General features: G+C 54.0%; 16 protein-coding genes. 6 read left to right on the top strand and 10 right to left on the bottom strand.

Features of this window, described 5'->3' with window-relative positions; translation table 11 throughout:
* Positions 1–77 precede the first annotated feature (77 nt).
* Positions 78–740: an MBL fold metallo-hydrolase gene (locus tag DF283_RS08950; RefSeq protein ID WP_303674430.1), complete on the bottom strand. Its 663-nt coding sequence runs from the start codon at positions 738–740 to the stop codon at positions 78–80.
* A gap of 442 nt (positions 741–1,182) precedes the next feature.
* Here DF283_RS08950 and DF283_RS08955 point away from each other — a divergent pair, with 442 nt between their 5' ends.
* The gene (locus DF283_RS08955) at positions 1,183–2,352 is read left to right on the top strand and encodes an acyl-CoA dehydrogenase (RefSeq protein WP_303674431.1); all 1,170 of its coding nucleotides are present in this window, start codon (positions 1,183–1,185) and stop codon (positions 2,350–2,352) included.
* Positions 2,353–2,448: 96 nt separating this feature from the next.
* Here DF283_RS08955 and DF283_RS08960 read toward each other — a convergent pair whose 3' ends face one another.
* From DF283_RS08960 to DF283_RS08975, 4 genes are all read right to left on the bottom strand, one after another.
* Complete coding sequence (locus DF283_RS08960; protein ID WP_303674432.1) at positions 2,449–2,829, bottom strand: Flp family type IVb pilin; 381 nt, start codon at positions 2,827–2,829, stop codon at positions 2,449–2,451.
* Between the two features lie 125 nt (positions 2,830–2,954).
* Positions 2,955–3,350: a Flp family type IVb pilin gene (locus DF283_RS08965; protein ID WP_303674434.1), complete on the bottom strand. Its 396-nt coding sequence runs from the start codon at positions 3,348–3,350 to the stop codon at positions 2,955–2,957.
* A gap of 111 nt (positions 3,351–3,461) precedes the next feature.
* Positions 3,462–4,010, bottom strand: coding sequence for a hypothetical protein (locus tag DF283_RS08970; RefSeq protein WP_303674435.1), 549 nt, complete (start codon positions 4,008–4,010; stop codon positions 3,462–3,464).
* Between the two features lie 234 nt (positions 4,011–4,244).
* Positions 4,245–5,057: a matrixin family metalloprotease gene (locus DF283_RS08975; RefSeq protein WP_303674437.1), complete on the bottom strand. Its 813-nt coding sequence runs from the start codon at positions 5,055–5,057 to the stop codon at positions 4,245–4,247.
* Between the two features lie 148 nt (positions 5,058–5,205).
* Here DF283_RS08975 and DF283_RS08980 point away from each other — a divergent pair, with 148 nt between their 5' ends.
* Positions 5,206–5,661 (top strand): SRPBCC family protein, encoded by a 456-nt coding sequence (locus tag DF283_RS08980; RefSeq protein ID WP_303674438.1) that lies wholly within the window; start codon positions 5,206–5,208, stop codon positions 5,659–5,661.
* 209 nt (positions 5,662–5,870) lie between these two features.
* Here DF283_RS08980 and DF283_RS08985 read toward each other — a convergent pair whose 3' ends face one another.
* Positions 5,871–6,281: a hypothetical protein gene (locus DF283_RS08985; protein ID WP_303674439.1), complete on the bottom strand. Its 411-nt coding sequence runs from the start codon at positions 6,279–6,281 to the stop codon at positions 5,871–5,873.
* Between the two features lie 297 nt (positions 6,282–6,578).
* Here DF283_RS08985 and DF283_RS08990 point away from each other — a divergent pair, with 297 nt between their 5' ends.
* Entirely contained in the window at positions 6,579–6,767 is a 189-nt protein-coding gene (locus DF283_RS08990) for a hypothetical protein (RefSeq protein WP_303674440.1), read from the top strand.
* A gap of 19 nt (positions 6,768–6,786) precedes the next feature.
* Here DF283_RS08990 and pyrH read toward each other — a convergent pair whose 3' ends face one another.
* The 4 genes from pyrH to DF283_RS09010 all read right to left on the bottom strand — a co-directional run bounded on the left by pyrH (position 6,787) and on the right by DF283_RS09010 (position 10,965).
* Positions 6,787–7,536 carry a UMP kinase gene (gene pyrH / locus DF283_RS08995; RefSeq protein ID WP_443083011.1) on the bottom strand — a complete coding sequence of 250 codons (750 nt, stop codon included), beginning with the start codon at positions 7,534–7,536 and terminating at the stop codon, positions 6,787–6,789.
* 129 nt (positions 7,537–7,665) lie between these two features.
* Entirely contained in the window at positions 7,666–8,604 is a 939-nt protein-coding gene (tsf, locus tag DF283_RS09000) for a translation elongation factor Ts (protein ID WP_303674442.1), read from the bottom strand.
* Between the two features lie 106 nt (positions 8,605–8,710).
* Entirely contained in the window at positions 8,711–9,532 is an 822-nt protein-coding gene (rpsB, locus tag DF283_RS09005) for a 30S ribosomal protein S2 (protein ID WP_303674443.1), read from the bottom strand.
* A 266-nt stretch (positions 9,533–9,798) separates the two neighbouring features.
* Entirely contained in the window at positions 9,799–10,965 is a 1,167-nt protein-coding gene (locus DF283_RS09010; protein ID WP_303674444.1) for a TraB/TrbI/VirB10 family type IV secretion system protein, read from the bottom strand.
* A gap of 480 nt (positions 10,966–11,445) precedes the next feature.
* Between DF283_RS09010 and fsa the strand changes: the two genes are divergently transcribed.
* From fsa to DF283_RS09025, 3 genes are all read left to right on the top strand, one after another.
* Positions 11,446–12,108 carry a fructose-6-phosphate aldolase gene (gene fsa / locus DF283_RS09015; protein WP_303674445.1) on the top strand — a complete coding sequence of 221 codons (663 nt, stop codon included), beginning with the start codon at positions 11,446–11,448 and terminating at the stop codon, positions 12,106–12,108.
* A gap of 388 nt (positions 12,109–12,496) precedes the next feature.
* On the top strand, positions 12,497–12,730 hold the full coding sequence (locus DF283_RS09020) for a hypothetical protein (RefSeq protein ID WP_303674446.1): 234 nt from the start codon (positions 12,497–12,499) through the stop codon (positions 12,728–12,730).
* A 144-nt stretch (positions 12,731–12,874) separates the two neighbouring features.
* Positions 12,875–14,056 (top strand): DUF1385 domain-containing protein, encoded by a 1,182-nt coding sequence (locus DF283_RS09025; protein ID WP_303674447.1) that lies wholly within the window; start codon positions 12,875–12,877, stop codon positions 14,054–14,056.
* The last annotated feature ends 137 nt before the right edge of the window (positions 14,057–14,193 follow it).

A 14,193-nucleotide genomic window follows, 5' to 3' on the forward strand; every position in this document is an offset into this window, starting at 1 on the left:
CCCAAATCAGGCGCTGCACAGCATCTGGCGATACGCGTGTTTCAGTGAAAGTCTGAAAGACGCAGGGGGGAGCCCCTTTATTTTGGGAGGGCCCGCACGTAGGGGTTGTGGCGCATTTCATCGCCCAGCACGGTGGAGGGGCCATGGCCGGTGATGACCTTGGCGCTTTCGTTCAGGGTGTACAGTTGCGACTGGATGGAACGCTCAATGGTGGGGTAATCGCCGCCCCATAAATCGGTTCGCCCAATGGCCCCTTTAAACAGGGTGTCCCCGGCAATCAGCAGGTTGTTGTCCTCAAACCAGAAACTCATGGAGCCGGGGGTGTGTCCCGGGGTGAACAGGGCTTGCCCGGTGACGCTGCCCGCCTGTAAGGGCTCCTCATGCTCCAGCCAGTGCTGCGGCTCGGGAACCGGTTCAAAGGGAACGCCAAAGCGGCTGCACTGCATTTCCAGATGTTGCCACAGGGGCTTGTCTGCCTGGTGCAGGCAAAGCGGGGCGCCGGTTTGCTCATGGATTTGCCCGGCGGCCAAAAAGTGATCGAAGTGGGCGTGGGTGTGGATAATGCGGGTCACCCGCAAGCTGGCCTCGTTTAAAACGCTCATAATGCGTTCCGGGCTGCCGCCTGGGTCCACTACAATGGCCTCCCCACTGACTGGATCGCCAATAATGGTACAGTTGCATTGCAAGGGGCCAACCGGAAAGGTTTTGATAAAGGCGGCGGGCGTGGCGCTGGGGGTCATGATCCTGAAGTTCCTTGGCTTACTAGGGATTACTGGGGAGGGGTTCTGGGGGGACTGGGTATCAGCTTGCCCTGACTTTTTCCTGAGATTGCTATTCAGTGGGATTGCTATTCAGGATAATGAAGGCTGATGCTTTTGGCAAATCGGATGTTCAGGAGTCGGGGCCTTGAAATGTGCGGTTCAGTCCGTATAGTGTTACTTGTCTGATAGGTTGAATGATGGGTAAGTCAAGTCAGGTTCGGGAATCTGGCGGGCGCGTTTTTTTATCGGAGTAGCCGAAATCAGGGGGCGCTACGGGGCTCGGAATGGCTTACAATAGAGGTACATCCAATGGATGCTTTGCTGAATGAGTGCGGGTTTAAGCGCAGCAGGCATTTTTGAATCGTTTCAGGAACCAGCCGCCTTTTGAGTTTGGGCGGACGTTATAGATTAAGGAGGCAGCATGGCCCTTACCGTAGACGTCAGTGAGGACAAATGGGGTTTAACCGAGCAACAACGCATGATTCGCGATATGGTTCGGGACTATGCCGTCAGCAGCGTGGAGCCACGTGCCGCAGAAATTGACAGGAACTGCCGGTTCCCGGTGGAAACTTTTCAGGAAATGGCTGAAATGGGTCTGCTGGGCCTGCCGGTGGAGGAGCAGTACGGCGGGGCCGGGGCGGATTATCTCAGTTACGCCATTGCCGTGGAAGAGCTGGCCCGGGTCTGTGCTTCCACAGCCTTGGGGGTGGCGGCGCATACCTCTCTGGTGGTGATGCCCATTTACCTGTTTGGGAATGAGGCCCAGAAGCACAAGTATTTACCCGATTTATGCTCGGGGAAGCGGCTGGGCGCTTACGGCCTGACCGAGCCCAACGCCGGGTCGGACTCCGGGGGAACGGAAACCACCGCCGTAAAGCAGGGCGATCATTATGTGCTAAACGGCACCAAAATTTTTATTACCAACGCCAACTACGCGGAAACCTTCATTGCCACCGCCGTGACTGAAAAAGGGGTTGGCACCAAAGGCATTAGCGCCTTTATCTTCGAGAAGGACACACCGGGATTTTCGCTGGGGGCCAAGGACGAGAAGCTGGGCATGCGGGGTTCCGACTGGGGGACGCTGCAATTTGATAACGCCCGGATTCCGGCGGAAAACTTGCTGGGCGAAGAGGGCAAAGGCTTCAAGTACTTTATGCAAACCCTGGACAATGGACGCATTTCCATTGGGGCCCTGGCCGTGGGCATTGCTCAAGGGGCGTTGGACAAAGCCCTGCGGTACGCCAGGGAACGCAAGCAATTTGGCAAGGCCATCGCCGAGTTTCAGGCCATACAGTTTATGCTGGCCAATATGGCCGTGGAAATTGAGGCGGCCCGCTTGCTGGTTTACAACGCCGGGCGCCTGAAACTGGCCGGATTACCCTTCACCAAGGAGGCCAGTATGGCCAAGCTGTACGCTTCCGAGGTGGCTTCCCGGGCGGCCAACGCGGCCATTCAGATTCACGGCGGCTATGGCTACACCAAGGACTTCCCTGTGGAGCGCTACTTGCGGGATGCCAAGCTGTGCGAAATCGGGGAGGGTACTTCCGAAATTCAGCGCATTGTGATTGCTCGCAACATCCTGAACGGCTAATCCAAAGAAGGACTGTGTCTGTTCCCTGAAAGTTTTGCAGGCAGATAGCGTGTTTTTATTTTCTTTTCCGTGTTCCGGTTGTAACTGCATCGAGGATCAAGGCTTGGTTCGCTTCTGTGTTTTAGAGGATCGGTTAGTCGCTGCTACCGGACTCTTATCGCCAACACCGGCCACGGAACCGGCAATGCCGTTATTGGGATAGGGATTCAGGCCTGTGGCATTGATGCCAAGATTACTCCCGGGCGCTGTGACAGGGGGACTGGCGGGCGGCTTGGGAATGCCCGGCGATGAAGGAGATGAGGAACGATTCCCCAAATTGCCGCTGACTTTGCCAATTTTGTTAGTGATAGACTGGAACTGCCCACTGAGTTGAGAGCCCAGGCTTTGCAGGGCGGCAAGACACACACAGACCACGCAGGCCAGTATCAGGCCATATTCGGTGAGGCTGACTCCGGATTTTGCGACAGAGCGTGACATGTGGGTTTCCTGCTTGTTTGGCTGGATGGGGGAGGACTCCGGGGAAGAGTATTGGATGACGATTCATTTGGGGAGGTTCATTTGAAGGGGCCGTACTTTGCTGTGTAAAGCCTTTAAGGCGGGACTTATGGAGAAGAACCGTTACTGGTTCCCGTTGGAGGCTTGCCATTTTTAATTTTTAGGGGGCCGGTCACGCCGCCAGCAGGGTTATTCTTGTCAGTACCGGCCACGGAACCGGCAATGCCGTTATTGGGATAGGGACTCAGGGCTTCGGCATTGATGCCAAGATTACCCCCGGGCGCTGTGACAGGGGGACTGGCGGGCGGATTGGGAATGCTTGGCGATGAAGGATTTCCCAAATTGCCGCTGACTTTCCCAATTTTGTCAGTGATAGACTGGAACTGCCCACTGAGTTGAGAGCCCAGGCTTTGCAGGGCGGCAAGACACACACAGACCACGCAGGCCAGTATCAGGCCATATTCGGTTAGACTGACACCAGGGTGTGCGGAGCGTTTTGGCATGAGTGGGCCTTTTGGTTGACCGTTTGGGTACTTACGGTGGTAAAGGTTTTGAGAAGGTGCGGTGTTTTCTCGGGTTGGTGCGGGTCTTGGGGAAGACCCGATCTGGGTTGACTAACCCTCGGGTGGTTGTCCTCCGGGGGCTGGGTCGGCAAAGCTGCCGCCTTGACCAGCTTCTTGGGGGGGCACTTCTCCAAAGTCTGAGTCATCTGCGATCTGGGTCTCTCGGAAGTCCGCTGTCGAGACGGGTACATTCAATTTTCCGGGGTTGGCGTTGTTCGGGGACGATGGGGTTGTGGGCGGGCGTGGACGGTCATCACTGACTACCTGGCCGTTGCCCACGGTACCCGCAACGATCGTAGTCGGTTGTCCATCGATTATGCCTATGGTTGTCGGCGGATCGGTCAATAGGGACGGAGAGGTCACAGCTGCAGGGGCGTTGCTGTCTGGCTGTCCACCGCCTTCCGCGGCCGATGAAGCGCTCCCGGCTTTGCCCAGAGGGGCCAGTAAACTCATGGTTCCCATGCTGTCCACCTTCTTGAGATTGCCACTCATGGCAGAGCCTAGCGACTGGATGCCATAGATGGAGACCCCGGCCACCAGGGTCAGCAGGATAGCGTATTCGGCGATGGTGCTGCCCTGTTGGGCGCTGGCATTTGACATCAGGCAATCCTTTTAGGGTTAGACTTGGGTCACACGGGCTGTTGACGGACTTGAACGGGTGGAGGTGCCATCTATTCTGGCGTTGAGTCCGGGGAGATCTTGGGTAGGCCTGAATCGGCGAATAACGCCATAAGTGGGCCTTTCCGTTTTCGACAAAAGGAAAGTTGGTCTTCTCCTCTGGGAATCGACGAATCCCGGGAGAACTGAAGGGTTTGTTGCGAAATGTGATGCTTTTTACTGGAGCGGGGGGCCCTGTTTTTTGGCGAGAAACATTTTTTTAAGGGCTGGATCGACCTTGATGTTCTGGGTGGCCAGATGAAATTTCCCCATGTGGCTTAAAATATCGTGCTGGCTTTGCAACACGGCAGGATTTTCCGGTGGGGGCGGGGGAATGAAATCGATTTTTTTACCATCCGCCTCGCTACGCCCTTCCAGATGATCCAGCACCTGATGCAGGGTAAAGGGTTCTTTTAGCTTGAATTTGCGACCCACAGCCAGGTAATCGAAAGCCGGGGGCAGTTTATACAGGGTCTTCAGGGTGTCAATGTCCCGCTGGGAAATATTAACCACCCCGTATTGATGCGGCACGTACATAATGTCATCGCCTGCGTCGCTGTGGCCAATGAGCCCCAGGGCGTGGGCAATTTCGTGCAGAATGGTGTGCTTGACCTCGTCCATGTCATTGTATTGGCCGTGTACCAGCCCGTCGGAGATGCCGATTTTAATTTCCGCCGAATAAAGCAGGGATTGCTGGTTGACCAGATATTGGCAATGCCCCAGGGACTTGCGATCCACCCGTCGCCAGCTCACATCAATCTGCGAACCATCCAGCTGGGCCACCTGCTGAAAGCGCACTCTCCCCTCTGAGACTTTACTCCACAGCTCAAAGGCGTCGAAAACCATTTGGTTGTAGGCGTAGGACTCGTTTTGCTTGGATTTTTCGTACCAGCGGAAAGGGGCCACATACACTTTCAGGGGCATGGCCGAATCCGGCCAACGCACCGTTAAGCCATCCTTCAGGCACTGATCCAGATACGTTCTTTCCATATACCCATTATAGGGCTGCGGGGTCTGGCTTGGTAGCCTTTTGCCACAGTTTTTGGAATTCTGGAAAATTCTGTCTAAAGTGGCATACCAGCCAATCGCCTTATGCCAGCCTCTGGCCCTTTCCCGGAAGATCCGGCAAAATAAAGTAATGAAAGTTTATTGCCTGATTCGATCCCAGACCTTGCCCATTCCCGTGGATGTGGCCTGGGCCTTTTTCGCCAATCCGTCCAGCGTGGGGCAAATCACCCCGGACTGGGTTCACTTGCGAGATGAGAGCTATGAGTTGCCCCGAACAATTTATCCCGGCCTGCTCAGGCTCTATCAGCTTCAGCCGTTTGGTTTGCTGAAGTTCCGGTGGCTGTCTGAAATTACGCACGTTGAAACGATGGCTTACTTTGTGGAATCGCAAAAGCTGGGGCCGTTCGCCTTTTGGCAGCACAAGCACTTTATAGAGGCTGTTCCCCAAGGCGTGGAAATCCGGGAGGTGATTCACTACGCCCTGCCCGGGGGGCTGGGTGCTGGCTTGCTGGCCTTGTTGGTGCGCTCTCAACTGGAGCGCCTGTGGGATTACCGAGAACAGATGCTGGACGAGTTTTTTGGCTAGTGTCTGGACTATCAGCTTTTTTAACACTGTTCTAGTGACAAGCGCAACCTCGTTTGGAAGTGCTATCCGGATGGAGCCGCCTTGGAAGCGTACCGAGTTTGTTGTTTGACCTTTGGCGCGGTCTTGTTTACCCAAAAGCCGAGCATTCGCTCTCGGCTCTTGGGTTGGTTTAAAGTTTGATCGCTATAAAGACCATTTTAAGGGAGGGTTTAGTCTTCATCCGGTTCAGGTTGTGCTTCAGAATCAGGTTTTGCTTCAGAATCAGGTTTTGGGAGATCCTCCGCTGATGATTCACTGGAAGAAGCCTCGGTTTCTGGAGATAGAAACTTTGCAAATTCCTTCTCGTCGACATAGCCATCATCAACGCCCAATACATCGATTTGTTCGAATTGATCGGCAAAGGCCTGGCCATCCTTAAAGCGGTTCTTGATTTCTTGTGGAATTTGGTCACCGGCTTGAGCCAACAGTGCATCGTATGCTTCTTGGGATTCGGCTTTGTTCACCTTTCCATCCTTGGTCCCTGAGAGCATATTTTCCAGTCGACCAATAAAACCAGCACTACCGTTTTTGACTCTTTGAATCTGATTATTGAGAATCCCAATATTGATATTGTTGGGCATTACCATATGATAATTCTCTCCTATATTGCGCAATGTAATGGTTATAAAGTTATAAAATAATAAAAACAGTTATATGTGAAACATTGCCAATGTTTACAAGGGAAGGACAAGGGGGAGATGTTATATAATTTGGATTGGTAATGGATAAGGCGTTTTCAAATCATTAAGCATGAGCTAAAATAAAACAATTATTGATACACGGTGCTTTGACGAGCGCAAGTATTTAATGGCGACCGCGAATTGTATCAGTTTTATTGAATTGAATTCTGCTATCCGTTTTGGCGAGGTGTTGAGCAAATGGTTGTTGACATCAATGATTTGGCGTTCAACAGTAACATCTTCGGTTCTGATGACCTTTTAGAGGCAAAGCGGCTTTTTGAGTGGGCGCTCTCGTACGAGCGCAAAGGTCTGGCCCCGGCTGCTGACGCCTTGCGGGATGAAGGTCGCAAGGCCTACGAACGGTATCTGGAAAGGCACCCGGAATAAGGAACCCCGGAATTGGGAATCAAGAGGCCCCGCCGATGTAGGTGCCGATCTTTTCCCCTTGCAAAATCTGGCTGATGGCCCCTTGCTGGTTGAAGTCAAAAACCAGAATGGGCAACCGGGTTTCCTTGCACAAGGTCACTGCGGTCTGGTCCATGACCTTCAGGTCTTTCATCAGCACGTCATCATAGGTTAGGGTGTCAAATTTAATGGCATCCGGGTTGGTTTTGGGGTCTTTATCGTAAACGCCGTCCACCCCGTTTTTAGCCATCATAATCACATCCGCGCCAATTTCGGCGGCCCGCAGGGCGGAAGTGGTATCGGTGGAGAAGAACGGGTTGCCGGTACCGCCCGCAAAAATGACCACGCGGCCTTTTTCCAGGTGACGAACGGCTTTGAGGCGAATGTAAGGCTCCGCGATGCGATCCATGCCGATAGCGCTCATGACCCGAACCTGCATGCCCTTGGATTTCACCGTTTCCTGCAAGATCAGCGAGTTCATAATCGTGGCCAGCATGCCCACGTAGTCGGCTGCGGCCCGGTCCATGCCCAGCTTGGTGGAGTTTTGCACGCCCCGGAAAATATTACCGCCGCCCACCACCACGGCCACATCACACCCGAGGGACGCCGCTTCCACGATCTCGTCCGCCACCAGGCTGATGACTTCCGGCTTAATGCCAAAGCCCTGATCGCCCATCAGCGCTTCGCCACTGATTTTTAAGAGAATACGCTTGTATTTGATGCTGTGGGCGGGTGGGGTTGGTTGGGTCATGGTCAAGGTCTCAATATCGGTCAGGGTCATGGGCTGTCACACTCGTTGGTCTTAAAGTTACAAAAAAATGAAGCTTATTTTCTGAAAAAAACCCCTCCCTGGAATGGGAGGGGTTTTTTAAAAGGAGCTTTACACGCGGGCGGCGGCTGCCACTTCCTCGGCAAAGTTGGTTTCTTTTTTCTCAATGCCTTCGCCCAGCGCATAGCGGGTAAAGCGAACCACCGAGACTTCCGGATCGCCCAGCTCAGTGGCGCGGGCCTTGATCACATCATCCACGGACTGGGAAGGATCCTTGACGAACGGTTGTTCAATCAGGCAGCGTTGACCCAGAATTTTGGAAACACGGCCTTCCACAATCTTGCGGCGGATCTCTTCGGGTTTGTTGGCCAAGTCTTCCTTGCCCATTTCCACCCGGGTTTCTTCCTCCACCACAGCCGGATCAATGTCGGCACGGGTCACAAACTCCGGTGCGGCGCTGGCGATTTGCATGGCCACATCTTTCAGCAGTTGCTTGAAGGCTTCATTTCCGGCGGTTTCCGGCTTGCTGGCCTGAATTTCTACCAGAACACCCACCCGACCACCGGTGTGAATATAGGAGTGAACGGCCCCGTGGCCTTCGCGCTGGTAACGCACAAAGCGACGAATGCTCAGGTTTTCCCGAATGGCGGCGATTTTCTCGGTTACGTACTGTTGTACGGTGCTGCCAGCCAGGGCTTTGCTGGGTTGGGTCAACAGGGCTTCCACCGATGCGGGGGCCTCTTCCAGCACTTGCTGGTTGACTTCCCCGACCATGGCCAAAAAGGCTTCACCCTTGGCCACAAAATCGGTCTCACAGTTGACTTCAACCATGGCGCCGGCTTTTCCGTCCGCGGAGATCAAAGAAGCCACTTGGCCTTCAGCGGCGGTACGGCCACTTTTCTTTTCAGCGGTGGCAATACCCTTTTGCCGCAGGAGTTCCGCGGCCTTGTCCATATCGCCGCCTGCTTCCACCAGCGCCTTTTTGGCATCCATCATGCCGGCTCCGGTTTTTTCACGCAGTTCTTTTACTTGCGATGCTGTAATTTCCATTTGGGATTGATTCCTTTTTTAAAATCAATATTTAAAATCAATGTTTAAATGAATGATTTGAATATGACGGTGGTTGCCTCAGACGCCATCAAGCGCCGAGCCTGCCTTAACCTTCCTGGTTTGCGGCAGCGACCACTTCACGTTCTTCGGCCTTCACGGTATCAGCAGACTGTTCACCAGACATTTCCTCAACGCTGACCGCAGTACCGGCCTGACCGCTGCGCATTCTGTTCACGTGATCTTCACGGCTGGCGTTGCCTTCGATGATGGCATCGGCCATCTTCTTGCAGATCAGGCGGATGGAGCGGGTGGCGTCATCGTTGCTGGGAATCACGTATTTAATATTGTCGGGGCTGCAGTTGGTGTCCACCATGCTGACAATGGGGATGCCGATTTTGGTGGCTTCCTGCACAGCAATGGACTCACGGCGCTGATCAACCACGAACAGAACGTCGGGCATGCCACGCATTTCTTTAATACCGCCCAAGGAGCGTTCCAGTTTGCTGAGCTGACGGGTCAGTACAGCCACTTCTTTTTTGCCAAGGCGCTCGAAGTGACCGTTATCCCGCATTTCTTCCAGTTCACGCAACTTGTTGATTCGGGTGCGGATGGTTTCAAAGTTGGTCAAGGTACCGCCCAACCAGCGTTTGTTGATAAAGTAGGCGCCGCAACGGGTGGATTCTTCTTCCACGATGTCGGAAGCCTGACGCTTGGTGCCCACGAACACGATTTTCTTGCCCTGGGCGGCGGATTTCTTCATGAACTCATAGGCCTGATCCAGAAGTTGGCTGGTTTTGGTTAAATCGATGATGTAAATACCGTTGCGCTCGCCCCAGATGTAGGGTTTCATTTTGGGGTTCCAGCGGTGAACCTGGTGGCCGAAGTGGACGCCGGCTTCCAGCAACTCTTGTAGGGATGCGACTGGCATATGTAGTTCTTTCTCCTTTAATAATGGTTTCACGTGGGTGATACAGACAATACCAAACTAAGCGGCAATATTTGCAGCGCTCTGCTCTCTTCAGTGAATAAAAAATCAGTGAGGGACGAGTTTGCAAAAGATGCTCAAATAATCTTACACACTGAAACATTTTCTACAAGCAACGGGTTCCACAAACAACAGGGAACGGTGCCGGTAGTGCCGAGTGTGTCCGACGTCACTCTATCTTACAGAAGCCTGCGGCTTGCCTTCAACCTTTAATTATTGGTGGCTTGCACAGCTTTCTTGCCGCGTCCGCTTTTTTTATCGGTCACCATGGCGTCGGTCAGGGCGATTTTGGCCAGCGGCTCCCGGCTATACTGCTTAAAGAAGACCAGTTTGTGGGCGGTCTTGATGTTGTCCACATTGAAAGTAATGTTGCTGGTGACATGCGTATTGGGCGTGATTTTACTGAACCACATGCCGGTATCGCCAAACGGGGAGGGGTAGAACAGGTTGCCGTATTCGTCCTCCAGCCCGATTTCAAAGGTGGAGAAGGTGTTTTCGGTGTGATTGGTCACATCCAGGGTCAAATTGATCTCGGTGGGCTCCCCAAAGGGGTCCTTGTCAAAGCGAAGGCCCAGCACTTTGACTTTCAGGCCTTCCAGGGCGTAGTTTTCAGCGGAGGCGTCCGGCATATTCATGGTGGGCAAGTGTAAATCTTCGGCCAGCTTCACCCGGATTTCAGCACCGGGCTGAATCATGGCGCTTTTGCCTTTGGTCAGCATGGCGGCAGTCAACCCGATGGTGCCACCGACAGCAGCACCCCCGGCCAGGGCATAGCCATTGGAGGCCGCCACGGCCGCCAGACCGCCGTATTTGAGTACCATGACCGCACCGGCAATGCCCCCTACGGCGGTAAAGCCGGAGGCCCGACCTACCACCTTGGCGGCGGCCTTTAATTTGGGGTCTCGGGTGGTGTTTTTGCCCTCAATGGAAATCTCCCGGCCATCCGGGGTAATCATGTAATCAAACTTGGTGCTGATGTAGCCGTTGCGGCCCGCCCGCTTGGGGCCTTCCATTTCTTCAACCAGCCCATGCACGATGGTGCCCTTGGGAATGACCACCTTGCCGTCCACGGTGTAGTCCTTGCTGACTTTCCCGAAAAACTCGTCCCCTTCCACGCTGACCCCGGTGGTCACGGCGGTGGAAATCACCATATCCAGCGTGCTGCCGAGAGGGATGTCCTTGATGTCGTCTTCATTTACGGTGGGGGTGTTGTTTCGCTTGTTGGTCTGAATGACATTTCCCTTCAGTACGGTGGAACCGGCCTGCTGGGCGAAGGACAGTCCAGTCACCGGCGTCTGTCCAAGCAGCAGGGTACCCAGCAGCAGGCTTGCGGCGATTTGCTTGATTGCAGGACAGGGCTGATGATGATGGGTCATTCGACTAAACTCCGAATTTCAGGCTGGTGCAATATAGATGAGGAAAATGCAATCCGGTTCCTTTTTTCGTCATTCGCACCGCTGGGTTTTAGCGATAAAAATCATAAAACCAAACGCTCTTTTCAGTTTACCTGACCGCAAGGGCCTCGGCTATCCCCTGAATGCCTGAGGCGTAGTGTTTACGCTTGAGCTTGCAAGAAATGCCCGAGGGTCTGTTGGGGCTTAGAGGGGCTGTACACCCCTTCTCAGGGAGGGACGCCTTGCAAGTGGCGGTTTGATTCTGGATTGCTTGTGTAAAAAACTTTACCAATGCCTTTTTGTCGTAGATGATTTTTCTGGTAAGATGCGATGGCTTTGTGTGGCAAGTACCCTTGAGATGTGTCCTTTTATGAACGGGGCTGACAGGATGAGTGGTACAGATCTGGCTGAACGCAAGGCACCGCGTGGCATTGAACGTGAATGAAGGATGACCATCCCCTTATGCAACTTTTTGTGGATACCGCTGATCTGAAAGAAATTCGGGAAGCCGCCTCATTGGGCGTCATTTCCGGGGTGACCACCAACCCTAGCCTGCTGGCCAAAAATGGCAGCGGCGATGTCAAAAGCGTCATCCGGGAAATTTGCGAGCTGGTGCCGGATGGCCCGGTGAGCATGGAAGTGATCGGGGAGTCCGCTGAGCAGATGATTAAAGAGGGCAAGGAGTTTGCCACCTGGGCTTCCAATGTCTATGTAAAGGTTCCCTTTTGCGTGGAAGGCATGAAGGCCGTGAAGTGGTTCTCCCAGGAAGGCATTCACACCAACGTGACCCTGGTGTTTTCCACCAATCAGGTGTTATTGGCGGCCAATGCCGGCGCCACCCTGATCAGCACCTTCGTGGGCCGTCTGGATGACATTGGCTTTGATGGCACCCAAATCATTGCGGAATCGGTGGATCTGATGCGCCAGCACGGGTTTTCCAGCAAGATATTGGCGGCCAGCATTCGTCACCCATTGCATGTGACTCAGGCTGCCGCCGCCGGTGCCGATATCGCCACCATCCCCTTTAAAGTGATCAAGCAAATGTATGAACACCCGCTGACCGAGAAGGGCATGAGCCTGTTCAAGGCGGATTGGGAAAAGTTGAACGCGAAATTGGCTGTTTAATGGCTGACTAGAAGGTTTAGATGGGAACTGCGTAAGCGGTTCCTGGATGATTTCCCCGGATTGGCGGGAATGTTTTTATCGAAGGAGCGTATACGTCAGAGAGTTCGAGATCAGTTGCAGACGGTTAGCCGGTTAAGGCGAAGTTCAAGCTGTCAAGTCATCCAAAACTGAATAGATACATACACTTTGGGTGAGTACAAAGTTATGTAAAATTGCGTTTAATTTTGTTACAGGATAAACGCAAAAAATCCTCTATCCGTATAATGGAGATGAGAGGAATGTACTGGTATGTTTAAAGTAGTCATCATCCATTAACCGCTGCCATTCCTGTTTTACGTAAGAAAGTACTGCAACCTCTGTTCCTTCTATAACAATAGGTGTGTGTCGGATGGAAACAACGACCCAAGAACTATTGGTGACGGAAAATTTGCGCGTCACCCACAAAATTGGCCTTTTAAACAAGTACGTGCAAAAGGCCAAAAAAGTGGCCATCAACGCCATTGATCCCATTTATGCCGACAACAACGAAATCCGGGGTTTTAATGTCCGCCTGGAAGGCCCACCCCGGCACATGAGCTACCTGAACCGCCTGTTGTCGGACGCCAACCTGAAGGTTAGCTGAGCCCGCGACTGCCGGGTAAGCGGCTGTCAGCGACCAGCGGGTGATTCCGGCTTGGCCTGCCATTGTTCCTGTGGCGGCTCTGAGGGGGATTCCCACTATCGGTTTATTTTATAATGAGAGCAAGCTACCGATTGAAGGCCTCTCATGCATATCCCGTCTGGCGTTGAGTCCCTGGACATACTGAAAACGCAACACGCACGTCTGGGCGTTGAGGTTGTCGCGGAGACCAAACCCGCTTTGCCGGTGACGGCCCCCTTGTCAGAGGTACTGCGATGTCTGGCGGTCAGTGGTTTTGTGGTGCTGCTGGGTGCCAGGCGTCAGGTGGTGGGGGGTATCGCCAGCGGGCAAATTCTGGATGCGCAAAGTTTACCGAAAGATTGGCTGAGTCAGGCCTACCGACAGGAGCCGGAGGCTTTTGCGGTTTCTTGCCTGCTACTCGACGCCAGCATTGGGGGGGTGGCCGACTTGATAGAACAGACCGGGTTGCCGTTTGTTCCGCTTGTAGACGCCAAAGGTCGTTACACGGGTCAGTGCGCCAGTGCCGATCGGCTGTCCCGACTGGCCCGTAAGACCTTGCGACCCGCTCGGGTGGGGGGACTGGCCACCCCGTTGGGGGTGTACATGACCAGTGGCTATTACAACGTGGGGGCTGGTTGGCCCGGGTTGTTGGCCACAGGGGCTTTGTTCGGGGGGCTGGCCCGCCTGATGGACGGGGTGGGCCTGATTGTCTACAGCGCCCTTGTGGCCCTGTTCCCTCAAGTGTTGGGGTTGCCCGGTCAGGAGCAGGCCCTGTTGCAAATGGGATTGTTGCTGACCACCTTGCTGGTTCTACTGCGGTTAAGCCCGTTGGCCGGTTTGCATGCCGCCGAGCATATGACCATCAACGCTTTGGAGCGTGATTTATCCCTGACCGATGCGGTGGTTCGCCAGCAGCCCCGGGAGCATCGCCGTTGCGGAACGAATTTGTTGATGCTGCTGGGGGGGATGCAATTGCTGGGTCTGGCTGTTTACATGGGAGCGACCCGGCTGAACCCGGTGGGGCTGCTTTTGTATACGGCACTCTGGGCTTGGCTGGTGTTTTCCTATTGGCGTCCGGCGGGCTTGTGGTTGCAACGGCACTTTACCACCAAACCGCCCAGTGAGGCCCAGTTGCGCAGCGGCTTGAAGGCCGGGCAGGAATTGCTGACCCGGTTTTCCGAACGACCCCATGGGGACCCGGGCTTCTGGCGACGGTTGTGGGGGGCGGGCTTTTTCCAGATGTTGATGGCCTTTGTCGTGGCCTTTTGGTTGGTGGATTTCTTGATGGGCCAGTGGCGCTGGTTTTAGGAAGAGGAACCCTGATATCATCCGCCTTTTGGCCTTGCCTGCATTGGATGGGCAGGGCGCACGGAATTTAAAGGGGATTTCAGCGCTTGAATTTGGTAGAATAAATCCAGTCCGTCAATCCTGCCTGCCTGATTTCC

The sequence above is a fragment of the Vampirovibrio chlorellavorus genome (genome assembly GCF_003149375.1).
GTDB classification, from domain to species: Bacteria; Cyanobacteriota; Vampirovibrionia; order Vampirovibrionales; family Vampirovibrionaceae; genus Vampirovibrio; species Vampirovibrio chlorellavorus_B.

Excerpts from the sequence above, each read along its gene's own strand:
- DF283_RS09010 (WP_303674444.1), bottom strand. The coding sequence starts at position 10,965 with ATGACCCATCATCATCAGCCCTGTCCTGCAATCAAGCAAATCGCCGCA.
- DF283_RS09020 (WP_303674446.1), top strand. The coding sequence starts at position 12,497 with ATGGAAACAACGACCCAAGAACTATTGGTGACGGAAAATTTGCGCGTC.
- DF283_RS08950 (WP_303674430.1), bottom strand. The coding sequence starts at position 740 with ATGACCCCCAGCGCCACGCCCGCCGCCTTTATCAAAACCTTTCCGGTT.
- rpsB (WP_303674443.1), bottom strand. The coding sequence starts at position 9,532 with ATGCCAGTCGCATCCCTACAAGAGTTGCTGGAAGCCGGCGTCCACTTC.
- DF283_RS08985 (WP_303674439.1), bottom strand. The coding sequence starts at position 6,281 with ATGCCCAACAATATCAATATTGGGATTCTCAATAATCAGATTCAAAGA.
- DF283_RS08975 (WP_303674437.1), bottom strand. The coding sequence starts at position 5,057 with ATGGAAAGAACGTATCTGGATCAGTGCCTGAAGGATGGCTTAACGGTG.
- DF283_RS08990 (WP_303674440.1), top strand. The coding sequence starts at position 6,579 with ATGGTTGTTGACATCAATGATTTGGCGTTCAACAGTAACATCTTCGGT.
- DF283_RS08980 (WP_303674438.1), top strand. The coding sequence starts at position 5,206 with ATGAAAGTTTATTGCCTGATTCGATCCCAGACCTTGCCCATTCCCGTG.
- fsa (WP_303674445.1), top strand. The coding sequence starts at position 11,446 with ATGCAACTTTTTGTGGATACCGCTGATCTGAAAGAAATTCGGGAAGCC.
- DF283_RS08965 (WP_303674434.1), bottom strand. The coding sequence starts at position 3,350 with ATGCCAAAACGCTCCGCACACCCTGGTGTCAGTCTAACCGAATATGGC.
- pyrH (WP_443083011.1), bottom strand. The coding sequence starts at position 7,536 with ATGACCCAACCAACCCCACCCGCCCACAGCATCAAATACAAGCGTATT.
- DF283_RS09025 (WP_303674447.1), top strand. The coding sequence starts at position 12,875 with ATGCATATCCCGTCTGGCGTTGAGTCCCTGGACATACTGAAAACGCAA.
- DF283_RS08970 (WP_303674435.1), bottom strand. The coding sequence starts at position 4,010 with ATGTCAAATGCCAGCGCCCAACAGGGCAGCACCATCGCCGAATACGCT.
- DF283_RS08955 (WP_303674431.1), top strand. The coding sequence starts at position 1,183 with ATGGCCCTTACCGTAGACGTCAGTGAGGACAAATGGGGTTTAACCGAG.
- DF283_RS08960 (WP_303674432.1), bottom strand. The coding sequence starts at position 2,829 with ATGTCACGCTCTGTCGCAAAATCCGGAGTCAGCCTCACCGAATATGGC.
- tsf (WP_303674442.1), bottom strand. The coding sequence starts at position 8,604 with ATGGAAATTACAGCATCGCAAGTAAAAGAACTGCGTGAAAAAACCGGA.